This window comes from Paenibacillus sp. SER-28, from assembly GCF_052906305.1.
Map to the genome: position 1 here is coordinate 1 of NZ_JBRECM010000006.1, position 24,502 is coordinate 24,502.

22 protein-coding genes and 4 tRNA genes are annotated in these 24,502 nt (G+C 46.0%); 23 read left to right on the forward strand and 3 right to left on the reverse strand.

Going from position 1 to position 24,502, the window contains the following annotated elements; genetic code table 11:
- Positions 1 to 110 precede the first annotated feature (110 nt).
- The 12 genes from ACUYLD_RS15630 (at position 111) to yajC (ending at position 8,545) form a co-directional block, all read left to right on the forward strand.
- A tRNA-Gly gene (locus ACUYLD_RS15630) sits at positions 111 to 185 on the forward strand.
- 5 nt (positions 186 to 190) lie between these two features.
- Positions 191 to 267, forward strand: a tRNA-Arg gene (locus tag ACUYLD_RS15635).
- 12 nt (positions 268 to 279) lie between these two features.
- Positions 280 to 359: transfer RNA gene (locus ACUYLD_RS15640), tRNA-Leu, on the forward strand.
- Positions 360 to 366: 7 nt separating this feature from the next.
- A tRNA-Pro gene (locus tag ACUYLD_RS15645) sits at positions 367 to 440 on the forward strand.
- Positions 441 to 553: 113 nt separating this feature from the next.
- Entirely contained in the window at positions 554 to 1,258 is a 705-nt protein-coding gene (locus ACUYLD_RS15650) for a BofC C-terminal domain-containing protein (RefSeq protein WP_322173526.1), read from the forward strand.
- Between the two features lie 228 nt (positions 1,259 to 1,486).
- The gene (gene ruvC, locus ACUYLD_RS15655; protein WP_013311580.1) at positions 1,487 to 1,990 is read left to right on the forward strand and encodes a crossover junction endodeoxyribonuclease RuvC; all 504 of its coding nucleotides are present in this window, start codon (positions 1,487 to 1,489) and stop codon (positions 1,988 to 1,990) included.
- Positions 1,987 to 2,601 (forward strand): Holliday junction branch migration protein RuvA, encoded by a 615-nt coding sequence (gene ruvA, locus ACUYLD_RS15660; protein WP_446675459.1) that lies wholly within the window; start codon positions 1,987 to 1,989, stop codon positions 2,599 to 2,601. The genes ruvC and ruvA overlap by 4 nt, the downstream gene beginning before the upstream one ends.
- Before the next feature lie 50 nt (positions 2,602 to 2,651).
- Positions 2,652 to 3,659: a Holliday junction branch migration DNA helicase RuvB gene (ruvB, locus tag ACUYLD_RS15665; protein ID WP_069290204.1), complete on the forward strand. Its 1,008-nt coding sequence runs from the start codon at positions 2,652 to 2,654 to the stop codon at positions 3,657 to 3,659.
- 226 nt (positions 3,660 to 3,885) lie between these two features.
- Positions 3,886 to 5,979: a SpoIID/LytB domain-containing protein gene (locus tag ACUYLD_RS15670; RefSeq protein ID WP_446675460.1), complete on the forward strand. Its 2,094-nt coding sequence runs from the start codon at positions 3,886 to 3,888 to the stop codon at positions 5,977 to 5,979.
- Positions 5,980 to 5,986: 7 nt separating this feature from the next.
- On the forward strand, positions 5,987 to 7,015 hold the full coding sequence (gene queA, locus ACUYLD_RS15675; RefSeq protein WP_061829380.1) for a tRNA preQ1(34) S-adenosylmethionine ribosyltransferase-isomerase QueA: 1,029 nt from the start codon (positions 5,987 to 5,989) through the stop codon (positions 7,013 to 7,015).
- A 20-nt stretch (positions 7,016 to 7,035) separates the two neighbouring features.
- Complete coding sequence (tgt, locus tag ACUYLD_RS15680; RefSeq protein ID WP_039275028.1) at positions 7,036 to 8,175, forward strand: tRNA guanosine(34) transglycosylase Tgt; 1,140 nt, start codon at positions 7,036 to 7,038, stop codon at positions 8,173 to 8,175.
- A 34-nt stretch (positions 8,176 to 8,209) separates the two neighbouring features.
- Entirely contained in the window at positions 8,210 to 8,545 is a 336-nt protein-coding gene (gene yajC, locus ACUYLD_RS15685) for a preprotein translocase subunit YajC (RefSeq protein WP_069290201.1), read from the forward strand.
- Positions 8,546 to 8,633: 88 nt separating this feature from the next.
- On the opposite strand, the gene ACUYLD_RS15690 is transcribed toward yajC, so the two are convergent.
- Positions 8,634 to 9,023 (reverse strand): TIGR04086 family membrane protein, encoded by a 390-nt coding sequence (locus ACUYLD_RS15690; protein ID WP_061829378.1) that lies wholly within the window; start codon positions 9,021 to 9,023, stop codon positions 8,634 to 8,636.
- 206 nt (positions 9,024 to 9,229) lie between these two features.
- On the opposite strand from ACUYLD_RS15690, the gene ACUYLD_RS15695 reads away from it, so the two are divergent.
- Entirely contained in the window at positions 9,230 to 10,006 is a 777-nt protein-coding gene (locus tag ACUYLD_RS15695) for a YetF domain-containing protein (protein ID WP_446675461.1), read from the forward strand.
- 5 nt (positions 10,007 to 10,011) lie between these two features.
- On the opposite strand, the gene spoVB is transcribed toward ACUYLD_RS15695, so the two are convergent.
- On the reverse strand, positions 10,012 to 11,586 hold the full coding sequence (gene spoVB, locus ACUYLD_RS15700; RefSeq protein WP_440722803.1) for a stage V sporulation protein B: 1,575 nt from the start codon (positions 11,584 to 11,586) through the stop codon (positions 10,012 to 10,014).
- Between the two features lie 306 nt (positions 11,587 to 11,892).
- Between spoVB and ACUYLD_RS15705 the strand changes: the two genes are divergently transcribed.
- The 6 genes from ACUYLD_RS15705 (at position 11,893) to ACUYLD_RS15730 (ending at position 18,573) form a co-directional block, all read left to right on the forward strand.
- Complete coding sequence (locus ACUYLD_RS15705) at positions 11,893 to 12,150, forward strand: post-transcriptional regulator (RefSeq protein ID WP_013311570.1); 258 nt, start codon at positions 11,893 to 11,895, stop codon at positions 12,148 to 12,150.
- A gap of 90 nt (positions 12,151 to 12,240) precedes the next feature.
- The gene (secD, locus tag ACUYLD_RS15710; RefSeq protein ID WP_061829375.1) at positions 12,241 to 13,497 is read left to right on the forward strand and encodes a protein translocase subunit SecD; all 1,257 of its coding nucleotides are present in this window, start codon (positions 12,241 to 12,243) and stop codon (positions 13,495 to 13,497) included.
- On the forward strand, positions 13,487 to 14,404 hold the full coding sequence (secF, locus tag ACUYLD_RS15715) for a protein translocase subunit SecF (RefSeq protein ID WP_446675462.1): 918 nt from the start codon (positions 13,487 to 13,489) through the stop codon (positions 14,402 to 14,404). Before secD ends, secF begins: the two co-directional genes overlap by 11 nt.
- A gap of 201 nt (positions 14,405 to 14,605) precedes the next feature.
- Entirely contained in the window at positions 14,606 to 15,562 is a 957-nt protein-coding gene (locus ACUYLD_RS15720; RefSeq protein WP_023989928.1) for a cation diffusion facilitator family transporter, read from the forward strand.
- Positions 15,563 to 15,595: 33 nt separating this feature from the next.
- Positions 15,596 to 17,992, forward strand: coding sequence for a single-stranded-DNA-specific exonuclease RecJ (gene recJ, locus ACUYLD_RS15725; RefSeq protein WP_446675463.1), 2,397 nt, complete (start codon positions 15,596 to 15,598; stop codon positions 17,990 to 17,992).
- A 68-nt stretch (positions 17,993 to 18,060) separates the two neighbouring features.
- Complete coding sequence (locus ACUYLD_RS15730) at positions 18,061 to 18,573, forward strand: adenine phosphoribosyltransferase (protein WP_029514814.1); 513 nt, start codon at positions 18,061 to 18,063, stop codon at positions 18,571 to 18,573.
- A 529-nt stretch (positions 18,574 to 19,102) separates the two neighbouring features.
- Here ACUYLD_RS15730 and uraA read toward each other — a convergent pair.
- Entirely contained in the window at positions 19,103 to 20,413 is a 1,311-nt protein-coding gene (uraA, locus tag ACUYLD_RS15735) for a uracil permease (protein ID WP_061829372.1), read from the reverse strand.
- 268 nt (positions 20,414 to 20,681) lie between these two features.
- On the opposite strand from uraA, the gene ACUYLD_RS15740 reads away from it, so the two are divergent.
- The 4 genes from ACUYLD_RS15740 (at position 20,682) to ACUYLD_RS15755 (ending at position 24,462) form a co-directional block, all read left to right on the forward strand.
- The gene (locus ACUYLD_RS15740; RefSeq protein WP_134903559.1) at positions 20,682 to 22,859 is read left to right on the forward strand and encodes a RelA/SpoT family protein; all 2,178 of its coding nucleotides are present in this window, start codon (positions 20,682 to 20,684) and stop codon (positions 22,857 to 22,859) included.
- A gap of 137 nt (positions 22,860 to 22,996) precedes the next feature.
- Positions 22,997 to 23,443: a D-aminoacyl-tRNA deacylase gene (gene dtd / locus ACUYLD_RS15745; RefSeq protein ID WP_023989923.1), complete on the forward strand. Its 447-nt coding sequence runs from the start codon at positions 22,997 to 22,999 to the stop codon at positions 23,441 to 23,443.
- Between the two features lie 118 nt (positions 23,444 to 23,561).
- Positions 23,562 to 23,723, forward strand: a complete 162-nt coding sequence (locus ACUYLD_RS15750) for a hypothetical protein (protein ID WP_250260595.1) — start codon at positions 23,562 to 23,564, stop codon at positions 23,721 to 23,723.
- A 232-nt stretch (positions 23,724 to 23,955) separates the two neighbouring features.
- Complete coding sequence (locus ACUYLD_RS15755; protein WP_134903560.1) at positions 23,956 to 24,462, forward strand: type 1 glutamine amidotransferase domain-containing protein; 507 nt, start codon at positions 23,956 to 23,958, stop codon at positions 24,460 to 24,462.
- Positions 24,463 to 24,502: the final 40 nt, after the last annotated feature.

Consider the following 24,502-nt stretch of genomic DNA (forward strand, 5'->3'; position numbering starts at 1 on the left):
AGCCATTAGCTCAGTTGGTAGAGCACCTGACTTTTAATCAGGGTGTCGAAGGTTCGAGTCCTTCATGGCTCACCATTCATGAACTTATATGTCATGGATATAATGATATTGCGGACGTGGCTCAGCGGTAGAGCATCGCCTTGCCAAGGCGAGGGTCGCGGGTTCGATTCCCGTCGTCCGCTCCATATTTGCGCCCTTAGCTCAGCTGGATAGAGCGTTTGACTACGAATCAAAAGGCCGGGAGTTCGAATCTCTCAGGGCGCGCCATTAACTTCATAAGCCGGTGTGGCGGAATTGGCAGACGCGCGCGACTCAAAATCGTGAGGGAAACCGTGGAGGTTCGAGTCCTCTCACCGGCATGTATTTCGGGATGTAGCTCAGCTTGGTAGAGCACCTGGTTTGGGACCAGGGGGTCGCATGTTCAAATCGTGTCATCCCGATTCAAAAGGAAAGTCGCTGGAAGCAGCGGCTTTTTTTTATATTCATATCTTTTTGTATAAATCAGTAATCCTCAGGTCACACTAACACAAAAAGTGGGACGGAAGGGATTACTGTGAAGCGATTAAGTTGGAAAAAACAGATGAAACGGCGCTGGAAACAGTGGAGAAGAACAGTGTGGGCATGTAGCATTTTTGGTGCGGCTTGTTTGCTGGCAGGGTTGGGTATTCTGTTTTCGAATTATTTGCAGGCTATGTTGTCACAGCCACTCGCTACTACCGTCATGGCAGAGGAGAGCTCGGAGGAGGCCTCACATCTGAGTCCAACTGAAGATCACTCCTCACAGATGCAACTATTGCAAAGTATTCGTGCTTCCGGTATAAGCAGGAAGACCCGTCTATTAACCACCTACGTGTGTGGTACGGAAACACTTTCCTTGGGAACGCTAAGTTCACAGCAGCTAGAGACCTTACTGAAGCAACATCCCGATTGGAAGGGACGACTTAATACCAAAGGAGAGGTGTGGCTGGAGCGTAGGGTGGAAGACTTGTCAGAGTCATGCAAAGAGCATGGATACATGGGGTTGAGCACTGACGGGCAGCTTACATTGTATGAAGGGCTACCTAAAAAGGAAAAAGTTATCCGCACTTTTTTTCAATTGGATGTGGGTTCCATGGAGACGGCCTTGCCAGAAGGGGTATATAAACAACTTCAGCAGGGAATACGTGTACAGGATATAAATGAGTATAACAGTGTAATCTCCACTTTTAGTGACTTTGCCCTGGAGCGAACACAAAGGGTATTAAAGCAGCACTATTGATTACAACTACGAGACGTTAGGCATTGCCCATGTGGTGAGGCTTGAAGCGTCTCTTTTTATGTTTTTACTCACGTTTAAATTTTTTCCTCTATTAGATACAAAGTTTTGTTATAATGAAAAGAACGACACATATGTTCGCTTTATATGGTATTTGACCATGATTATATTCAGGATAACGCTGGCTTTTGGTTGGGTACGCCATGTTTGAGTGATAGGGGAGAGATTTTTTTGCGTTTTTTAGGAATTGATCCGGGTATTGCCATTGTGGGCTTCGGATTTGTAGACAAGATTGGCAGCAAGGTGGTTCCTGTGCAGTATGGCTGTATCCAGACTGAGGCTCATACACCGGAAGAAGAAAGGCTGCTTCATGTGTATGAAGGCATGTTGCAATTAATAGATAAATATAAGCCTGATGCGGTAGCACTGGAAAAGCTCTTTTTTAATCGCAACGTTACAACCGCTATGTCTGTAAGTCAGGCACGTGGGGTGCTGGTACTAGCTGCAAAACAACGTAATTTGCCTATAGGTGAATACACACCGATGCAGGTAAAGCAGGCTATTGTAGGGTATGGTAAGGCTGAGAAGAAACAGGTACAAGAAATGGTTAGAATGTTCCTAAAGCTTCAAGTTGTGCCCAAACCGGACGATGTAGCGGATGCTTTGGCGGTGGCTATTTGTCATGCGCACTCCTATGGACTAAATTCAAAATTAAATGAGGTATTGCGAAAATGATAGATTTCTTGCGTGGTTCTGTGGCCCATTTGGAAAATGAATATGTTGTTTTAGATGTGCAGGGTGTAGGGTATAGGGTATTTTGTCCGAATCCTTACGCGTTCGCCAAAACTGAAGGTCCAGTGGTTATTTACATTCACCATCATGTAAGGGAAGATGCTATTTTACTGTTCGGTTTTGCGACCCGTGAGGAGCAGCAGCTTTTCCGTAAACTGATTGATGTATCTGGTATTGGACCGCGTGTTGCGCTTGGTATTTTGGGAGGCGGTACGCCTGCTCATGTGGTAACGGCGATTTATCAGGAGAATATCACATTTCTCACCAAGTTACCGGGGATCGGTAAAAAGACGGCACAACGTATGATTCTGGATTTGAAAGACAAGCTGGACGGTATTGGCTCGTTGGGGATGGCAACCGGATTGTTTGCTGAGCCTGTCGTAGAAGATGGCGAAGGTTCATATTGGGGCGAGGCCCGTGAGGCGCTCAAGGCGCTCGGTTACACTGATGCTGAGTTGGATAAGGTATGGAGCAGAATGAAGAAAGATGCGAAACCTGATGAATCTGCCGATATTTTGATGAAGCGGGCTTTGCAACTGTTGTTTGCCGGATAGGACGATGATGTCCGCTAACAAATGTCTGGTGAAAAGAGGAGCGATGGAACATGGATGACCGGATTATTTCCGCCAATTTGATGATGGAAGACCAGACGGCGGAGCTAAGCCTTCGCCCCCGTTATCTAAATGAATATATCGGGCAAAATCAGGTTAAGGAAAATCTGAAAGTATATATTGAAGCGGCCAAAATGCGTAAAGAAGCGTTGGACCATGTACTGTTGTACGGACCGCCTGGGTTGGGTAAAACAACTCTTGCTAACATTATCGCCAATGAGTTGGGGGTTAATTTGCGTACGACTTCAGGTCCTGCAATTGAAAGACCGGGAGATTTGGCAGCATTGCTGACCAATCTTCAAGAGGGTGATGTTTTGTTCATTGATGAGATTCATCGCCTTCATCGTACGGTGGAAGAAGTCATGTATCCGGCGATGGAGGATTTTGCGCTGGACATTATGATTGGTAAAGGCCCGAGTGCACGTTCGGTCCGTCTGGATTTGCCACCCTTTACCCTTATAGGGGCCACTACGCGCGCTGGGCTGCTCTCTGCGCCATTGCGTGACCGGTTTGGTGTTATTAGTCGATTAGAGTTTTATACGACAGACGAGCTGGCTTACATCGTGTCCAGGAATGCGGATATTATGGAGATTGAGATTGTTGGGGATGCGGCGGAGGAAATCGCATTGCGTTCACGGGGGACCCCGCGTATTGCTAACCGACTGTTAAAAAGGGTGCGTGATTTTGCTCAGGTTGCCGGAGACGGTATTATTCATTCTGAGTTGGCTGCAGAGGCGCTAAAGAGACTTCAAATAGATCCACTCGGACTGGATGAAATTGATCATAAAATGCTTAAGGCCATGATTCATTCATTCCGGGGCGGGCCTGTAGGATTGGACACCATTGCTGCAACTATTGGTGAGGAGAGTCAGACAATTGAGGATGTGTACGAGCCCTATTTGTTACAAATTGGCCTTTTACAAAGAACACCTCGGGGACGAACAGTGACTCCGGCGGCATATGGCCACCTTGGAATCCCACTGCCAACGGATCCACGGTGAGTAGGAAACATGATGCTTTTCAAAAAATCATTGCATGATTACACGCAATTATGGTGAATACGATATTGGCTGACGGATGATTGAGGGAAGTGAGAGTGTAAGTAAGATTCGAGCGGGTTCATATTTTGGTTTATTCCGCCGATGTATTTAAAGGGATGGACAAGGGTCGAGATCCCGATAAATTACGCAATATAAGTGCTAGACAGCTAGATTGGGGGAGCCAGAAATGAGTGGAGAAGCATTTAACCGAAAAAGTATTTTCGGTGCATGGATGGGCCGGGCCAAACGAGCAGCAGCGATTATGGTATTAGCTACAGTGTGCATACCTTGGTCTTCGGGCGTTCACGCTGCTGCCGCCCAAGAGGATATTCGTGTAGTGATTTTTGCGGATCTAGGTAGCAAATATAAAGCGACAGTCCCCGCTGTAACCTTGAAATCATCAGGAGGTCTGAGTGTTGGACAGAACAGTGGGGGCAGTTTTCAAACTTGGATGGGACTACCAGACAGTACGGCTCGTTTTAGTGTAGACAGCTATCGGGTGAAGGTACTTGAAGGAAATGAAGCAGCGGCAATAAAAGCGGCCCAAGCCCTGCAAAAGACTAATGATAAACCTACGGTTTTTATCGGTTCAAAAAATGGTAGCTCAGTGTATCAAGTGTACGCGGGAATATATGCTAGTGAGCAGTCTGCGCAGGCTGCTGTACAGCGGATTTCCTCCGCAACCGGAGCGCAGGCCGAAGTTAAGGGAAACAAGCATTGGTCCACAGGAAGCTACGGAAGCGAGCAGGAAGCTAATCTCGTTCGAACGACAATTGCTGCGGCAGGCTTTGATGCTTTTACTGTAATTCAATCAAGAGGCCAGTATGCTGTATGGGTTGGAGAAGAAAGTAATGACAGCAAGCTGTCGGCTTTGAAAACAGAGCTGGAGAGCAAGCAGCCGAGACTCACGCTGTCTAAAGTTAATGCTACTCAAACCGGCCTCATTATAAGACAGGAAGCAGGAGTCACGACTGGCTCGCAGGTGATGTCTCATTACATGCTAAGTGGTTCTGATCATAGCAAGGTAATTGTCAACGGCGGTAATGATGGAATACAAGTGATGGAGAGATCACAGCGTACATATCGCGGCGAGATGGAGATTGCCATGACGTCAGGCCAGCTGGCGCTTGTGAATGAAGTTCCTCTGGAGCAGTATTTGTATTCCGTGGTAGGAGCAGAGGTCTATTCCTCATGGCCAGATGAAGCGCTCAAGGCTCAAGCGGTAGCGGCTCGTAGCTACGCGCTTGCCCAAGGCAATCGGTTTCAGATCGGCAATGTAGTAGATGGCACGTTAAGCCAGGCTTACAACGGTAAGAGCTCGGAACATGCCAATGTCAATGAGGCTGTAGATGCAACAGCTGGTGAAGTCATTAAAAGTGGCGGCAAAGTGGTCGAAGCTGTATTTTCATCTAATGCGGGCGGTGTGACAGCAGATGCTTCCGAGGTGTGGAACAGTGGTGGCGAAGCCTTTGCCAGCGTAGACAGCTCGGGAGATACTTCGGCGCAAAAAGGAGCACAGGAGTGGTATCATGTACTTCTCTCCAGTGGCAAGACAGGGTATATTCGTGAGGATAATGCTAAGGAACTGGAGGGTGTCACAGAAGCGGGGTTAGACAAAATCACCGTCACTGCGGAAAATACAAATGTGCGTCCTATTCCCCAAATTCAATCGACGGTTACACCAATAGCCAAGGCGCAGCCGGGCGAAGAGATCATTGTATTAGAAAAGGTGCCTCAGTCCGGAGACTATGCATGGGTGCGGGGGCCCTTTACGTCAGCTCAGCTTGCTAAATCCCTGCAAGGGAAAGTAACGGGCACAGTGCCTTCCTCTATTAATCACCTCGATGTCACCAAACGTGGTCCATCAGGGCGAGTGTTGGAGGTTGAAGCGAACGGATCCTCTTTGAAAGTGAAATATCCGGATATGTTTCGCTCAGCAATGGGCGGACTCCCGAGCACACTGTTTGATATTGCGAGTACCGGAAGTTATACTGTATTAGGCGCTGATGGGGCTACTTCTCATGTAAGTGGTACACAAGGCACTCAAATCCTGTCCGCATCTGGCAGCAGTACTTCAAGTGGTAACGGGGTGATCGTCATGAATGAAGATCGTCATGCACGAGTCATTGACAAAACACAAAGCTTTATTTTTACAGGTAAAGGAAATGGTCATGGTTTGGGCTTATCCCAATGGGGTGCCAACGGTTTGGCCGAGCAGGGGTATGATTACAAGAAAATTTTGCAACACTATTACAAAAATGTGGATATAGTTAAGGACTGACCAGTATATGAATGTAAACGACTACGATTTTGAACTGCCTGAAACATTAATTGCACAGACACCTTTGCTTGATCGGAGCGCTTCCAGATTACTGACGTTAAACAAAAATAACGGTGAAGTGGGTCATCATACGTTTTCGGATATTGTGCAGTATCTCCAACCAGGGGATACGCTGGTATTAAACGATACGAGAGTGATTCCTGCACGCTTGTTTGGCATCAAGGAAGACACGGGAGCTAAGGCTGAGGTTTTGTTGCTTAAGCAACTGCAAGGGGACCGATGGGAAGCATTGGTGAAACCCGGTAAAAAGCTAAAAAAGGGTGCTGTTATTGTTTTCGGTGATGAGCTGAAAGCAGTAATTGAGGAAGAAGGAGATATGGGCGGAAGGGTGCTTTCATTTTCATATGACGGTATTTTTCAGGAGATCTTGGACCGTCTGGGGCAGATGCCGCTTCCGCCGTATATCAAGGAACAACTGGATGATCGCGAGCGTTATCAGACCGTTTATGCTCGACATGAAGGTTCGGCTGCGGCTCCAACGGCAGGGCTGCATTTTACAGAAGAATTGCTGGACCAGATTAAAAAGAAGGGCGTTACCGTTGCCTTTATCACACTTCATGTTGGCTTAGGGACGTTCAGACCGATGTCTGTGGATACGATTGAAGAGCATGTCATGCACGAAGAGTATTATTCATTATCACAGGAAACGGCAGATGTACTTAATGCAACCAAGGCCCGCGGTGGGAGAATCGTGGCAGTGGGAACAACCAGTTGTCGAACGCTAGAGACGGTGGGCAATACATTCGCAGATGGAGTGCTGCAGGCCAGCAGTGGCTGGACACAGATTTTTATTTATCCAGGCTACGAATTCCGTGTGGTGGATGCGATGATTACGAATTTCCATTTGCCTAAATCCACCTTGGTTATGCTGGTCAGCGCACTGGCGGGCAGGGAGAATATTATGCATGCTTACCAGGAGGCGATTGACCGACAATATCGGTTCTTCAGCTTCGGGGACGCAATGTTCATTTATTAATTAAGGATGGTAGAGAAAATATGGCACCAGCAATAAGATACGAACATATTAAAACCTGCAAGCAATCGGGAGCTCGTCTCGGGCGTGTACACACACCTCACGGAGTTATTGAGACACCAACCTTTATGCCGGTGGGAACTCAAGCGACTGTTAAAACGATGAGTCCTGAGGAACTGAAAGCGATGGATGCTCAAATTATTTTGAGTAACACGTACCATTTGTTTCTTCGTCCCGGACACGATATTATTCGTGAAGCGGGTGGACTGCACAAGTTTATGAATTGGGATCGCCCTATTTTAACAGACAGCGGCGGATTCCAGGTGTTTTCTTTAAGTGAAATGCGTAAAATTTCAGAGGAGGGTGTTCATTTCCGCTCTCATTTAAATGGAGATAAGAAGTTTCTTTCACCAGAAGTGGCGATGGAAATTCAAAACTCGCTTGGCTCAGATATTATGATGGCCTTCGATGAATGCCCGCCGTTTCCGGCTGAATATGAGTATGTGAAAAAGTCACTGGAACGCACCAGCCGTTGGGCTGAGCGTTGTCTAGAGGCACACGCGCGTCCTCATGATCAAGGTCTGTTTGCCATTGTTCAGGGAGGCATGCATGAAGATCTGCGCAAGCAAAGCGCTGCGGATTTGACTTCCATGGATTTCCCGGGGTATGCTATTGGTGGACTGAGCGTAGGTGAACCGAAACATTTGATGTATGAAGTGCTCGATTATACGGTTCCTCTGCTTCCCACCAACAAGCCACGTTATTTGATGGGCGTGGGTTCGCCTGATGCTTTGATTGAAGGCTCTATCCGTGGTGTGGATATGTTCGATTGTGTACTTCCAACCCGAATTGCTCGCAACGGGACAACGATGACCAGCCAAGGTCGTCTTGTCGTTCGCAATGCCCAATATGCAAGTGATTTTGGCCCGCTCGATCCCGCTTGTGATTGTTATACCTGTCGCAATTATTCACGTGCTTACTTGCGACATTTGATTAAAGCGGATGAAACCTTCGGGCTCCGACTGACAACGTATCATAACTTGCATTTCTTAATACAATTGATGCGTAATGTCAGACAAGCGATTATGGATGACAGGCTGCTTGATTTCCGAGATGAATTTTTTGAGCAGTACGGTCTTCATGATAATGATAAAGGCTTTTAAGTTTTAGGGAGAGTATACGAAAGGGGGATTTAACATGTTTCATTTTGCTACAGCCGCTACTGCACCCGGTGGAACTGGCGGACTTTTCCAAATGATCTGGCCACTGGCTCTGATGTTTGTAATCTTCTATTTCTTGCTGATTCGCCCGAATCAGAAAAAACAAAAGCAGCGTCAAACGATGCTTCAAGCTTTGAAAAAGGGAGATAAAGTAATTACAATCGGAGGTCTTCACGGTACAATTATGGAGATTACGGATGATGTAGTAGTTTTGCGTGTGAATGATGTCACGAAGCTGACCTTTGACCGCAGTGCAATCAGCAACGCGATTGCAAAAGATACGGCATCTGAGGAAGTTGTTTCCAAATCGTAAAATGCTGGTGACCGTTATGCAAAAACCGAGCCTTTGAGGAGGCTCGGTTTTTTTGTGTTGTTTTATTACATGGATACAAACATTTTGATTACTTGTTGAGATTAATGCCAAACATCCCACCACCTGCGCCTATGACAAACGCGAAACCTAAGTGTAACAGGTCCTTGCCGTTCATGCCCGCATCCAATGCCAGAAAACCGACCAGAAGAACGATTAGTCCATACAGGATGCCTGTAATACCGCCTTGATACCAGCCTTTGTTTGTGGATCTTTTACCGGCGACGAAGCCGCCAGATAGCATGGCGAATGCATGGACGATGTACGTATACAATGATAAGTCCTGTTCCTGCATCTGTGTCAGCCACAAGAGTAATGAAAGAATCAATGCGCCAAGCAGCATCCATGCAAAAGCATAAAATAAACCGGATAAAATGGGATGGGCCAGACGAAACGAACACCAGCGGCGAATGAGCTCCATTGATAATTCCTCCTGTACCAAGGTTTGAACTATTATCATTCTATGGCCAAGCCTCCCGGCTTAGTACCAAGTCGCAAGCAGTCTTTCTCTTTATTTCAATAATTTAGCCTTTTGTTTTTTGTATGAGCCAAGTGAGGAACGGTCAGAATACGTGTACAATGAACGACTCATGTCTTATTGCAAGTACAGGGGAGGAGGCGAACATATTGAGTCACGATATTTTTGCTCATATTTTTCGGACGCTGCTCATGTATTTTATTGTATATCTGGTGATGCGCTTGATGGGTAAAAGGGAGATCGGCAAATTGTCTGTTTTCGATCTCGTCATATCCATTATGATTGCAGAAATTGCTGTATTCAGCCTGGAGGATATAAAACGTCCACTTTATGAAGGGTTGATTCCTTTAGGAGTGCTGTTAATTTTGCAAATAGGTATTTCATTTTTCAGTCTGAAAAGTCGGCGACTGCGCTTACTATTTGATGGTAGGCCCAGTGTATTGTACTCTAATGGACAATTAAACAAGGATGAAATGGTAAAACAACGTTATAACTTAGATGACTTGCTGTTACAACTTCGCGAACAAAATATAGAAAGTCTGGACGAAGTTGAATATGTTATTTTGGAAACGACAGGTAAGCTAACGGTTATAGGTAAGGATGATAATGATGGAGTGGAACACGAAAAAATGAAGCAGGAATTAAACGGAACAGATTTGACAAGCAAAGAGCAACAGGTGAATAAAGTCCATCCTTCTCCACAAATCGGTGGAAAGTTTAGATATGAGGGACTGCCTATTCCATTAATCATGGATGGCAAAGTGCTGGATAGAAATTTGGAACGGATGGATATGAACCGTTTTTGGCTTAAAAATCAAATTCAAGCGAAGGGACACAAAGATTTTAAGGATGTTTTTTTATGCTCGGTTAACCATAGAGGTGATGTGTACATTACACCACCGGCCTATGGAAAATCTTCAGATTAGGTTTTTTATGCTTTAAACCATCTTCTCAGGATTGGAATGCGTGTAAGGTTGTCCCAATCAATCATTTTGATCAAGGTCATTAGGAAAAGGTACAGTATAATTCCCAATCCTGCGGCAAAAATAAACTGTAGCCACATTTGGTTGAACATCGTTAGATGTCTGTAGGTATATAATACTGCTGCTGCCATGATGATCATGCCTATCCCGGTCTTCCAGAAATCGAGCAAACGTACGCGGAAGCGAAGCAGTCTGCTGACACTGAAGCCGTGAAGGAGAGTAACAATGGCACTGTTAATACAAATGGCGATGACAGCTCCATAGATACCATACTGAGGTTGGGAAGCAAGCCAGACGATCAGTACAATTTTGATAACGGCTCCGATAAAGGTATTTAATAAGGCACTTCCAGGACGGTCTAATGCCTGAAGTGCTGCCTGAAGCGGGGCCTGAATGTACATAAAAAGAGCAAAAGGTGCCATGAGCTTAAGCATGCCCGCAATATCGCCATTATTGTAGAGTAGCAGACACAGAGGTTCTGCCAATACATACATGATAACGGCAAATGGGGCTCCTGCAACCAAAGCGAGCCGAAGCGATTGATGTAGACGTTTGTGAATGGCTGTAATATGCCCCTTAGCTGCTGCTTCGGATAACGAAGGAACGAGTGAAACTGCTAGCGAACTGGTTAGAACCCCAGGTAGTAATAACACAGGAATGACCATGCCCTGCATGGCTCCATATTGTGCGGTTGCCACGCCAGTTGCAATGCCTGCTACGGCAAGGCTACGCATGCACAAGATAGATTCGAGCAAATAGGATAAGGAACCGACAAGCCTTCCAGCAGTAACGGGAACGGATATAGACATAAGACGTGACAAAACGGATGATTGCTCGGGATGAACTTCAGAGGAGGGGACAGGCGACTTTGGCTGAAGGATGCGATCTTTTCGCTGGTTACACACGTATTGCCATAGCAGTACAATCATGCCAATGAATTCGCCCGCCAGAGCACCGAGCATGGCACCTGCAGCAGCGTAGTCTACCCCATGGGGAAGTAACAAGTAAGCAAACCAAATGACGCAAAAAATGCGTATAACGGTCTCCGCAATGGAGGAGCTGGCGGAAGGGATCATATTTTGCTTTCCCTGAAAATAGCCCCTATAAGCTGAAGAAACAGCTACAATGACAATCATTGGGCTCATGCTCACAAATGTATAATACACGCGACTGTCGGTCAGGAGATGGCTTGTGATCCAAGGCGCGAACACAAGACAGAGCACCATGGCGATCAGACTGAGTGTAATGGTGAAGCGCAGGCTGGTGTGCAAAATACGCCGCGACATTTCGGGCTGTCCAGCCGTTTCAGCTTCGGCTACAAGCTTGGCTACCGCAAGAGGGATCCCCCCTGTAATAAGCGTCACCAGAACGATAAAAAAGGGATACCCCTGTTGGTATAAGCCAACTCCTTCGGGGCCGATGATACGCGGGAGTGCGATTCGGGGAATAAAACCAAGTATCCGGTTAATAACTCCCGCTGCCAATAAAATGATTGCTCCATGGATGAAAGTCTGCTTTTTCAATCGCAACTCCCTCTTCCCAAAATGTAATTCTGCGTCTATGCATTACTTTAGAAGATATGCTGGACCTGTCCATGTTCATGACAAGCTTTTCCGTTCAGAAACAAAGTGATTTAGACAACAAGAGGGCGAGTGGTGAATTCTGCTATTGACGAGCGAAATGAATGCATATATTGTTGATTTAAGGCTATTTTCAACGAAAAGAAGGGTTTTCCAGGATCAGGACAGAAATGTTCTACAAAGCAGTCAATAACCCCGCTAATTGCTGATCTGCGGAACCGGTAGTCGCTGGGAGGAGGAACGGCCATCGTGGGTATGGAAGAGCTGGATGAGCAGGATTGGGATGACGCAATTGAGATGCTCTGTCAAAGTAAGGCGGACGAGTTGATTCTCGTAGGCTATGAGCATGTCACAAGTAAGGACGTGTGGAATTGCGTCAGCCATAAATATGAAAAGGAGGGTATCCCTCCGCTGCACAAGCTCGTTAATGATATTCTTTCCCTTAAAGCGACGAGCTTTATGAACTATTTGACGATGTCCGCATTACGGGGCTCCACTTTCGAATAGAAGGGGGTCTTTTTTTGCGTTCAAATTGACTGCTTTTTGAGGGGTAGCTATAATAGGAATATTGAGAATGAAAGGGGAACATGGGACGGAATGAAGAGAATTCTAAGTTTCATCGTGGTCGTGCTCATAACTACTGGTGTTATGATCGGGACAAGCCCGGGCCTACTGAACAGTTTAAAATTAGGCCTCGATTTAAAGGGAGGCTTTGAAATTTTATATGAAGCCCAGCCTTTGGAAGCCGGGCAGAGTGTAACCAGCCAGTCTCTTATACAAACAGCTCAAAGTCTGGAGAGACGGATAAACGCGCTTGGTACAACTGAGCCGGAAGTAACAACAGAGGGTACCAACCGTATTCGTGTGCGGCTTGCTGGTGTCTCTAATGAAGCAGAAGTCCGCTCTATGCTGAAAAAGCCTGCCGAGTTGACCTTCCGCAGTGCAACGGCAGCGGATGCTAAAAAGCCAGGCCAATACAGCAAAATTGAGCTCCGCGGTAATGATTTTGTGGAGAATGGCGCTGTTGTCGGCTATGATCAGCTGAACCAACCTGAGATTAGTATCAAAGTGAAGGACAAAGCTAAATTTGCAGAAATCACAAAGCGACTTCTGAATAAAGAATTGGCTATTTTCCTCGATCAGGAATTGCTGTCTGCACCTACAGTACGTGGGGAATTAACGGACGGTAGCGCGTCAATCACAGGTAGCTACACTCGTGATGAAGCGAATAAACTGGCGGATACGATTAATCTGGGTGCCCTTCCGCTCAAACTGACGGAAAAATATTCTCAGAGTGTAGGTGCTACGCTGGGTCAATTGTCACTGGATCAGACGATTCGTGCTGGATTGATCGGCTCGATCATTATTCTGGTATTTATGATTGCGATGTTCCGTGTACCGGGATTAGTCGCCAGTTTCTGTCTTATCGTTCATACCTGGGTGGTGCTTGCCATCTTTTATTTGGGTGGATTCGTGCTTACGCTTCCGGGTATTGCAGCCTTCGTGCTCGGGATCGGGATGGCGGTAGATGCCAATATCATTACGTATGAACGGATTAAAGAAGAAATCAAGTCAGGCAAAACGATTCGTTCTTCTGTCATTGCAGGTAGTAAGGCTTCGTTCCGTACCGTTATGGATGCCAATGTTACGACTATTATAGCGGCAGCGGTTATGTTTGGTCTGGGAACAGGCTCCGTTCGAGGATTCGCTTTGGTGCTCATCGTTGATATTGTCACCAGTATTTTGACGAATATCTTCTTCTCCCGCTTCTTACTCAATCTGCTGGTTAAAGCGGATGTTGTGAAGAAGCCAAAGTATTTTGGTGTGAAGGAGAGTGATATCAGTGCGCTTTAATTGGAACTTGAAATATATCAAGATGAGCAAGTGGTTTTACACGTTCTCGATTATTATCACACTGCTTGGTATTCTGAGTTTGTCGATATTTGGCTTGAATTACGGAGTAGACTTTCGTTCCGGTTCCAATGTGGATGTCAATTTGACTAAAGTTGTTACACAGGAACAGATTCAAACTTTGCTGGATAAGCAGGGGATCGGCAAAGAGGTGGATTATACACCGGGTAAAGAGCGTTTCGGCATTCGCTTTTCACAGGTTTTGACGGATCAGCAAGTGAATGACTTTAAGATTTCTTTTAACAAACAGCTGGATCCGAAGGCTTCCTTTGAGGTTAATACAGTGGATACGGAAATGGCGCAAGAACTAGAACGAAATGCGTTATGGGCGATTTTATTGGCTTCTGTGGCTATCGCTATTTATATCTCAATCCGTTTTGAATGGCGGTTTGCCGTTGCAGCAATTGTTTCGTTGTTGCATGATGCCTTCCTCGTCATCAGTATTTTCTCGATTTTCCGTCTTGAGGTGGATTTGACCTTTATTACGGCAATTCTGACGATTGTCGGTTTCTCCATTAATGACACTGTCGTTATTTTTGACCGTATTCGGGAAAATCTACGATTTGCGAAGAAGAAGTCCAGGGACGACTTAGAGCAGGTAGTTGATCACAGTATTGCGCAGACGATGACTCGTTCACTTGCAACTGTGTTTACGGTGTTTATTGCTTCCTTATGTTTGTTCATATTTGGCGGCGAATCGATCCGTATGTTCTCACTTGCGATGGTTATTGGTTTGTTGTTTGGTGCTTATTCCTCCATTTTCATTGCCAGTCCGCTGTGGGTGGCTTTGAAAGGAAAACAAAAATCTCCGACAGCTGGCGGGGGCGCGGTCAAAACTGCAAAGTCTTAAGTTACGTAAATACCAGTAGTATAAATTAAAGAGAAAGCCGCGTCTGCTTGGGCGCGGTTTTCTAAGGTTTTGAGATTTACCTTGAGTAAGGGCACAATAGTGGACACTTAATGTGAATGGTTTTTGGTTTTAAGAAATTTGGTTATTTTAGAATGGAGCTTTATTAGGAAAGGGTTAGTTCAGGATTGAGGGGGAAACGTTGTGAATAGCGAACGCAGCCGATCATTGGAAACTGCGGCGTTGAGCGGGATTGTAGGCAATCTCGCGCTGGCTGTTCTAAAGGGAACCGTCGGTTATGCGGCAAACAGCAAGGCGTTGTTGGGGGATGCACTGCACACGGCTGCGGATAGTGCTTCCCGTTTGCAGGAGCTTCTGTTTTCCAAGGGTGCTACAGGGCACGGAATGCTGGCACGGTTGCGGAACGGTGAAAAAGTTCGGACGGTCATATCTGTGGTGCTGGCTATTTTAGTGCTGATGAGTGGTCTTCAGCTAGCTATCTCGGCGGTTCGTTCATTAAGCAGTTCGGAACCGCAGGCTCCCGGTTTGTATGCATTAATTACCGTATTTATTGCGTTGGTGTTGAGAGAGGCGTTATTTCAGTTTCAATATCGCTATTCGATTAAACATGGTCATAAAGCGGAAGCAGATCGGTACGCTAACCATGAACGTTACTCGCTGTATGCATCGTTGATTGCATTGATCGGCATGATCGGTGCAATGACTGGCGAAGCAATGGAATGGCCTGCATTATTATATCTTGATCCAACCGCAGCTTTGCTGGTAGCCTGTCTGGTGCTGCGCAAAGGATATTTGATGGTAATGAATACCGCTTACCAGGTTCCTGCACAGCCCTTGCAGGAGGAAGACTCCCGACGCTTTATGGAGACGATTCAACGGGTGTATGGTATTGTAACGGTTGAGCACTTACATGCCCAGGAAACAGGCCATTTCATAACAGTGGATGTAACGATAAGTGTGAACCCGCGGATTACGGTACAGGAAGCGCAGGAAATCGCCGATCGAGCCAAAAATCTACTGTTAGCCCGTTTTCCACAGGTGACCCATGTACAAATGCAGTTCATTTCTTATCAAGCCGGGTATCCTTACAAATCCAATCATGAACTGCCAGATAATGATGTGTCGTCGTTACTTCAATAGAGTAGGACGACTATGAAAGAAAGGTGAACAGGATTGCTTCATTCGCAGTACAGATGGAAGACCCCAGAGGCTAACCTGGAAGCGGCTCAGCTGTTGACAGAAGAGCTGGGGATTTCACCATTGTTGTCCCGGCTTTTAGTGAACCGGGGCGTCACTACCGCCGGGGAAGCAAACCGCTTTTTGTACGGAAGTGTGGACGATGTACACGACCCTTATCTGCTTCTTGGTATGAAAGAGGCCGTGCCGAGAATTCGCCAGGCTCTGGAACGTGGCGAGCATATATTAATCTATGGCGATTATGATGCAGACGGCGTATCCAGTACATCATTGATGATTCAGCTCATGCGTTTTCTGAAGGCTTCTTATGATATTTATATTCCCCATCGTTCTAATGAGGGATATGGTCTGCATAACCATGCCCTTGATTGGGCTCATCAGCAGGGAGTTACACTGGTCATTACGGTAGATACGGGAATTAGTGCAGTCGAGCAAATTGCTTATGCAACTTCCTTGGGGATAGATGTTATTGTGACGGATCATCATGAGCCGCCTGCTGTACTTCCTGAGGCATATACTTTGATTAATCCGAAGCTACCCGGTTGCCCATACCCATTTAAAGGTCTTGCAGGTGTTGGTGTTGCCCTGAAGCTCGCTCAGGCGCTGTTGGGTGAGGTGCCAGAGGAATGGTTTGAAATCGCCGCTATCGGCACGGTAGCCGATCTGATGCCACTACATGGTGAAAATCGAACGATGGTACGCAGAGGGATTCAATCCATGAGAAACTCTGCATTTCCGGGTATCCGTGCGTTGCTCCATGTAGCGGGTGTGGATATATCTACAGTGACTTCAGTCAACATCGCATTTGCATTGGCTCCGCGGATTAATGCCAGCGGGCGCCTGGATCATGCGGGACGAGCAGTTTCTCTGCTGACGACAGAAAAAGAGGAAGAAGCAGACCAACTTGCGCATGCGCTGGACCTGCTCAATCGTGAGCGTCAACAGGTGGTCGAACGTATTGTGGAGCAAGCCGAGCAACAATTAGCATCCAAACTGAATGGAGGCAAGCTACCGTCAGTTATTGTGTTGGCTGGTGAAGGCTGGAATGTCGGCGTTGTCGGAATTGTGGCATCCAAGCTATTGGATCGCTATTATCGACCGACCATTATTCTTGGTATAGATGCTGAGACAGGCACGTGCAAAGGTTCTGCCCGGTCTATTCCTGCATTGGATATTTACAGTGCTCTTACGGACAGCCATGAGCTTATGGAGCATTTTGGTGGTCATCCTTCGGCTGCGGGTATGACGCTGTCCCGTGACAATCTGAAATTGTTTGAAGAGCAGCTGAACCGCTATGCGGGTTCCATTCTGACACCAGAAGATCTCATTCCTGTAGCTGAAGCTGATATGGTCTGTCGTCTGGACGAGGTATCTTTGCAAGTGGTTGAAGAACTGGAATTGCTTCAGCCTTTTGGTATGGGGAATCCTTCTCCACGATTCGTATTACAGGGTCTGCAATTGCGCGAGGCTCGTAAAATGGGACGTGAGAAAAATCATGTGAAGCTCCTGCTGGAGCAGAACGGTTTATCGCTGGACGCGATTGCTTTCCGTCGTGGCGATTTGGCTGATTTTTTACAGCAACAAACGGAGATAGATCTGCTGGGTGAATTGTCAATTAACGAATGGAACGGTAAAAGGTCTCTCCAACTAATGATGCAGGACATTCGAGTGCAGGCGCCACAAATTTTTGATTATCGTGGAGTGTCGGACCCTTTTGCCGAATTAGAGCGGGGACTGAAGATTTTTCATCCACGTATTGAGGAAAGAAAGAAAGACGTTGCGGTGTTGATTCATCCGTCATCCAGACTTCGTCCATCGAGCTCCGTGGACGCTGAATCCTTTTGGTTATACGATAAAGATGGCAGCGTTATTCCCAGTGATGGTCAAAGAGATGCACAGCACTCTGTAAAGTCGCTGTTCGTACTGGAGCCGCCGGATACACCGGATCAGTTTCAGGCATTATGGTCTACCTTTGAGAATGTAGAGAACGTATTTCTCCTTCATTCGGTCAGTGAGCGTGGCGGTCGACTCGTAAGCCCCGACAGAGAACTGTTCAAGCGCATTTACGTTGTGCTTTCCCGAATGGGAACACAGCCTATTGATGAAAAGGCAATGCTGCCTGCTCTTAGCCGACAGTGTTCCTGTTCAGTACGCATGTTATCCAAAGTATTGGACATCTTCGAAGAGCTTGAGTTTATGACGCGTACAGATGGTCAATTCCGTTTTGTATCCAATCCGCCTAAGCGGGATTTAACCGCTTCTCCACGCTATCAGGAATTGTATAATATGGCTGAAATGGAGAAGTATTTGCTGGATGCGGACACTACCCAGATGACGAGCTGGATTATGTCGCTTATGAAGGGTGCGTCTTGAGATACTATTTCGCAATTTATGTTGTAAAATGTATATACTAATTTGAAGTTACAGTAGGAGGAACTAAGTTGGACTACAAAGAATATATTCGGGTGATTTCCGATTTTCCACAACCAGGGATTAGTTTTAAGGACATTACGACCCTGATGAAAAATGGTGAACTGTACCGCAAGGCTATCAACGATATGAAGGAACTGGTATCGGATTTGAAAATTGATTTGATTGCAGGGCCAGAAGCACGTGGGTTCGTTATTGGTGCTCCTTTGGCTTATGCGCTTGGTGTTGGTTTTATTCCCATCCGTAAAAGTGGCAAGCTCCCTGGGGAAACCATTGAGGAAGCATACGGTTTGGAGTATGGTAAAGATACACTGGCGATGCATAAGGATGCTATAGAGCCAGGCCAAAATGTTCTGATTGCTGATGACCTGCTTGCTACAGGTGGAACTATTGCTACATCCGTGAACTTGGTACGCCAGCTTGGTGGCAATGTGGCAGGGGCTGCTTTCCTTATCGAGCTGTCTGATCTAAACGGTCGGGCGAAACTGCCTGATGTAGATGTATTCACTCTGATTACGTATTAAGTATTTCGAAACCGGGTTTCCCGGGAAATAATTATGAACGGATCACCTAAATAGTCCGATGGAACATCTCTTTATCTAAAGAGTTGCTCCATCGGACTATTTTGTTTAGCAGTGTTTTAAGTTTGGGCTTTGTTTAATTGGTACAAACCACCAGCCACTTTGTTGGAGATATTTAATAATTTTTTAAAAAATTGTCGATGAAGAAAAAGAGTAGAGGTGGCCATAAGGAGCATAGAGGTCATGCTGATTTCAATCAGTTTTTTGTCCTTATTTTTTTGCTAAGCAGAAGCTAGATAAGGAAATAAGTAAAAATGCTGCTCGTTGCATATCGAGGGTTAAAGCGGATATTGCAACTAACGTGGAGGGGGCGCTCTGGAGAAGGATGAAGGATTATCTATTAAAAAAAGGCCGTGCATAAAAAAACGCCGCTCCATGAGATATGGATCTTTTTTACACGCTTGTCTATACAGCCTGAGCGTGTTGATCAATAACTAACATGGAGCGGCGTTTTAAAGTTGAAAAAAAGATATCAATCTGGTGTTTTCTCGGTTAAAGGTTCCTGCGATTTATCGTTGGACCAGCCGAGCACGTCAATCAGCTTAAAGAACAAGCTGAGGATGATGCCGATGATTGTAGCCAATGCCATACCTTTCAAGGTTACAGCGCCCCAAGTGAGCGTAGTACCGCTGATTCCGACAACAAGCACGATGGTCGCAAGCAGCATGTTGGTTGGCTTGGCGAAATCAACCTTTTGCTCAACGAAGATTCTTAGACCGGAGGCAGCGATGACACCGAATAATAGTAAGGATACGCCACCCATAACTGGAGCTGGAATATTAGAAACAATCGCTGAGAACGTGCCTGAGAAGGACAATAGGATGGCAATGACAGCCGCTCCGCCAATGACCCATACAGAGTACACTTTAGTTAATGCCATGACACCAATATTTTCACCATAAGTCGTATTAGGTGTAGAACCCACAAAACCGGAAATGACGGTGGAAATACCGTTACCTAGCAGAGAGCGATGGAGACCAGGATCTTTGGACAGTTCGCGCCCGACAATGTTGCTAGTCACAAGCAAGTGACCAATATGCTCTACGATGACGACCAGAGCAACAGGAAGAATCGTCAGCATAGCAGAGGTATTAAAAACGGGAGTGGTAATTGCAGGATGTCCGAAAAAAGGAGCGTCTGCAATGGCTTGTGTATTGACCATGCCCATAAAATAAGCAAGTACATAGCCCACTACGATACCGATCAGAATATGAATGATTTTGGCAAAGCCGCGAAACAATACCGCACCCAGAACAGTGACCCCGAGTGTAACGAGCGAAAGAGTAATCGTTTTGGGATCTGGAGTCCAGGCCTTAGTAGGATCGGCATTGATAATGCCTGCCATACCTGCTGCAACCGGAACCAGTTCCAGACCGATTAAGGCTACGATGGAGCCCATAACAGCTGGAGGAAAAACGACGTCCAGCCAACGGGTTCCGGCATATTTGATCACCAGTGCGACGAGGCAGAAAATAATACCTGTAACGATGAAAGCACCGAGGGCCATAGCATAGCCGTTGCCGCCGGGATTGTTTTTAAGCACAAGACTGACGGGAGCGATAAAAGCGAAGCTGGAGCCGAGATAGGCGGGAATTTTGCCGCGGCAGATCCATATGTACAACAATGTGCCAATACCGTTCATTAGCAAAATCATGCCGGGATCGACGCCGAAAATATTCGGCACCAGCACAGTGCTGCCAAACATGGCAAACAAATGCTGTACGCTGAGCAGGAACCCAGGTCCTGCCGGTAGCTTTTCATTAACTTGAATTTCGCGTTGCAACGCAGTTCACTCCTTAGTTCTTTCAATTATTCTTATATACATTAATTACTTTTCGTAATTTTTTCAATATAATTCGTTTCATTTCGTCAACAATCCTGATTTTACTTACCATGTGTGACAGAATAATGCGACAATGCCAAACCTGTAATAGTTGACGTGTGACGTGCTAACCGTCATAATTGTAGGAAATCACTTTTAAAAGGGAACCTTTGCGCGACATTGATCGGCGGGTTCCATTTTGCATAGAAAGGACACGGAATAGAGCAGAATGGGGATAGAGCAATTACTTAAAAAGGCCGGGGCCTATACCAGAGAAGCAGATCTTATCCGCATCAGGGACGCCTATGATTTTGCCGAGCAGGCCCATTCCGGCCAGACTCGTAAGTCCGGTGAACCTTATATTCTGCATCCGCTTGCGGTTGCTGATATCGTCGTTAATATGCAGATGGATACCATCTCCATTATCGCCGCTCTTTTACATGACGTTGTGGAGGATACAACGGTGTCTTTGGCGCAGATTCGCGAGCATTTTGGCGATACATGTGCGATGCTTGTCGATGGTCTGACGAAGCTGGAGCGTATTCAGTTCCGTTCCAAGGAAGAACAACAGAACGAAAATTATCGAAAAATGTTTATTGCTATGGCGCAGGACATTCGTGTCATCGTCATTAAGTTAGCAGATCGTCTGCATAACATGCGTACTTTGAAATATCAGTCAGAGGAAAGCCAACGTCGGATTGCTTATGAAACGTTAGAGATTTTCTGTCCGGTTGCAAACCGACTGGGTATTTCGGCCATTAAATGGGAAATGGAAGATATTGCTTTACGCTATCTGAATCCTCAGCAGTATTATCGCATCGCTAATTTGATGCATAAAAAGCGGGCAGAGCGGGAGCAGTTTATTGATAATGTTATACAGCGTATCAGAGAAAAGCTGGAAGAGATGGGTATTCAGGCTGACCTGTCCGGACGCCCTAAACATATTTACAGTGTGTTTAAAAAAATGACGACGAAGAACAAGCAATTCAATGAAATATATGATTTGCTGGCGATTCGAATTATTGTGGATAACATTAAAGACTGTTACGCCACACTGGGGATTATCCATACGTTGTGGAAGCCGATGCCGGGGCGGTTTAAAGATTATATCGCTATGCCTAAGGCCAATATGTATCAGTCCCTTCATACGACAGTAGTAGGTCCCAACGGGGAGCCTACCGAGGTACAAATTCGCACAGTGGATATGCACCGTACCGCTGAATTCGGGATTGCGGCCCATTGGGCCTATAAAGAAGGCAACGGAGCAAACAACACTAACTTTGAGGATAAAATCACCTTTTTTCGAGAAATTCTGGAGCTGCAAAATGAAGCGAAGGATGCGTCGGAATTTGTGGAATCGCTCAAAATGGACTTTTTCTCAGACCTTGTGTTTGTGTTTACTCCTAAGGGAGAGGTCATTGAGTTGCCGGCCGGATCCGTTCCGCTGGACTTTGCTTTCCGTATTCATACCGAAGTTGGCAATCGAACGATTGGCTCTAAGGTAAATGGAAGAATCGTACCTTTGGATTATCGGCTTAAAACCGGTGATATTGTCGAAATTATGACGTCCAAGCATTCTTATGGACCTAGTCAGGACTGGCTCAAAATTGCTCAGTCCTCTCACGCGCGCAGTAAAATCAAACAATGGTTCAAGAAAGAAAAGCGTGAGGAGAATGTTGAAAAAGGCCGCGAAAGTCTGGAACGTGAACTGAGAAAACGTGATATCGAGCCATCGGTGTGGATGAGCGACGACAAGCTTCAGGAAGTGGCACAGAAGTTCTCTTTTAACGATTCCGAAGATATGCTGTCTGCGATTGGCTTTGGTGGTATAACCGCAGCGCAGGTTTGTACACGTTTGACAGAGAAGCTGCGTAAGGAACAAGAAGAGGCACGGTTGATCGAATTGACGACCGAGGTCAAGGAGTACAAGCCGCAGGGCGAACGGAAAAAAACACCGACCAACGGTGTCAGCGTCAGAGGCGTCGATAATTTACTCGTTCGTTTTGCACGATGTTGTAATCCCGTACCGGGAGATGACATCATTGGCTATGTAACACGTGGACGCGGCGTATCCGTTCACCGGACGGATTGCCCGAATATTCCTTCGGGTACGGGCGAAGACCAGGCACGTGTGATTGAAGTAGAGTGGGAAGAAGCAGCGGAAGTCAACTACAGTGTCGATATTGAGATTACGGGGCATGATCGCAACGGTTTGCTGAATGAAGTGCTTCAGGCCATTTCTGAGAACAAAACCAGCTTCTCGGCCGTTACAGGTCGTACAGATAAAAATAAAATGGCGATGATTCACATCACGATTCTCATTCGCAACACGGATCATTTGCATTCTGTTGTCGAACGGATTAAACGGGTGAAGGATGTATACACTGTGCATCGGATTATGCAATAACCTTATTAAGCGTACAGATAGGTTTATAGCCTTTGTAACACATCTTGGGTAGAAAGACCCATGGGTTGCTAAAAGAGCCATAATACGGCTGTGAGCACCTTTTAAAAGGGAAGGTTAAAGGAGATATCGGATAGGCGATGAAGATCATTATTCAGCGCTGTAAAGACGCTCAGGTAACGGTGAATCAAAAGGTGGTCGGCAAGATTGGAACCGGATTAATGCTGCTGGTTGGTATTGGTCAGGGAGATACTGCAGCCGATGCCGTTTATTTGGCGGATAAAACAGCGGGATTACGTATATTTGAGGATGCTGAAGGTAAAATGAATGACAGCGTTCTGGATGTCGGTGGAGCCATTTTGTCTGTCTCTCAATTTACGTTGTATGGTGACTGCCGTAAAGGAAGAAGGCCTAACTTTATGGGGGCGGCCAAACCTGAGGAAGCGGAAAAGCTGTATGATTTCTTCAACAGTCAGCTTCGAGCCAAGGGCCTGGAGGTAGAAACGGGAATTTTTGGGGCTATGATGGATGTTTCATTGACGAACTGGGGCCCAGTGACACTGATTTTGGATACCGAACGTTCGTAACTATACATTCACGGCGTGGTCTGAGTAGAATAAAATAGCTGTTCAGAGGGATCATAATGTCATCCCGATTGGTGATTAGCCAGGCGGATAGCCTAAGGGTGACAGGAGAGACGAAGCTATGCGTCAAACCCCGAAAATGGACGGGCATCGAAGCACTATGCTGCTTTTTCCCGGTAGTATGCAGGAGGCAATCAGCCTTACACGTAATGCTGATACGTTATTACAGCATGTTGCAACAGCCATCGACAAGCCGGGACGGGATGCTTTGCCACGCAGGTAACATCGGGTTAAATGTAACGTTACGTTATGAGGTGCTACCCGGAAGTAGCATAAAGAGGTCAAAAATAAAATATGTAGCATTGAATTAGTGCAGGAGCCGAAAGGCTCCTTTTTCTTTTCCGCCGCTGCGATTGTTATAAAAACAGATCAAGCGGGTAATAACAAATCGTGGTAGACAAACAAACTTAATTTTAACTTTTTCGAGGATAACCGGAAAGGAGATCTGAACATTAATGAGTAAAATTGCATTTTTATTAGCTGACCAATTTGAAGATTCTGAAATGAAGGTACCTTATGATGAATTAAAAAAGGCTGGACATGAGGCAGATATTGTTGGGCTGAAGCAAGGTGAGAAAGTGAGCGGTAAGCAAGGTAAAGCAAGCTACACTATTGAAAAAGCCATTGCAGATGTGAAATCAAGTGACTATGATGCAGTTGTTATTCCCGGCGGATCCTCCCCGGAAAATCTGCGATTGGATGCACATGTTCTGAAATTTGTGACTGAAATTAACGAGTCCAAAAAAACGATTGGCGCTATCTGTCACGGGCCACAAATTTTGGCGAGTGCCGATTTGTTACAAGGCCGGACGATTACTGCTTATCCTCCGTTGAAAGATGACTTAATTAATGCGGGTGCTCATTTTGAGGATCGAGAGGCGGTTGTGGACGGTAACTTTATTACGTCTCGGACCCCTAAGGATGAGCCTGCCTTTGTGCGTGAGTTATTAAAAGCATTGTAATTTGAACGTGAATATTTCCTTAGATTAATGCCAGTACAAT

Excerpts from the sequence above, each read along its gene's own strand:
- ruvA (WP_446675459.1), top strand. The coding sequence starts at position 1,987 with ATGATAGATTTCTTGCGTGGTTCTGTGGCCCATTTGGAAAATGAATAT.
- ruvB (WP_069290204.1), top strand. The coding sequence starts at position 2,652 with ATGGATGACCGGATTATTTCCGCCAATTTGATGATGGAAGACCAGACG.
- ACUYLD_RS15670 (WP_446675460.1), top strand. The coding sequence starts at position 3,886 with ATGAGTGGAGAAGCATTTAACCGAAAAAGTATTTTCGGTGCATGGATG.
- queA (WP_061829380.1), top strand. The coding sequence starts at position 5,987 with ATGAATGTAAACGACTACGATTTTGAACTGCCTGAAACATTAATTGCA.
- tgt (WP_039275028.1), top strand. The coding sequence starts at position 7,036 with ATGGCACCAGCAATAAGATACGAACATATTAAAACCTGCAAGCAATCG.
- yajC (WP_069290201.1), top strand. The coding sequence starts at position 8,210 with ATGTTTCATTTTGCTACAGCCGCTACTGCACCCGGTGGAACTGGCGGA.
- ACUYLD_RS15690 (WP_061829378.1), bottom strand. The coding sequence starts at position 9,023 with ATGGAGCTCATTCGCCGCTGGTGTTCGTTTCGTCTGGCCCATCCCATT.
- secD (WP_061829375.1), top strand. The coding sequence starts at position 12,241 with ATGAAGAGAATTCTAAGTTTCATCGTGGTCGTGCTCATAACTACTGGT.
- ACUYLD_RS15740 (WP_134903559.1), top strand. The coding sequence starts at position 20,682 with ATGGGGATAGAGCAATTACTTAAAAAGGCCGGGGCCTATACCAGAGAA.
- dtd (WP_023989923.1), top strand. The coding sequence starts at position 22,997 with ATGAAGATCATTATTCAGCGCTGTAAAGACGCTCAGGTAACGGTGAAT.
- ACUYLD_RS15750 (WP_250260595.1), top strand. The coding sequence starts at position 23,562 with ATGCGTCAAACCCCGAAAATGGACGGGCATCGAAGCACTATGCTGCTT.
- ACUYLD_RS15755 (WP_134903560.1), top strand. The coding sequence starts at position 23,956 with ATGAGTAAAATTGCATTTTTATTAGCTGACCAATTTGAAGATTCTGAA.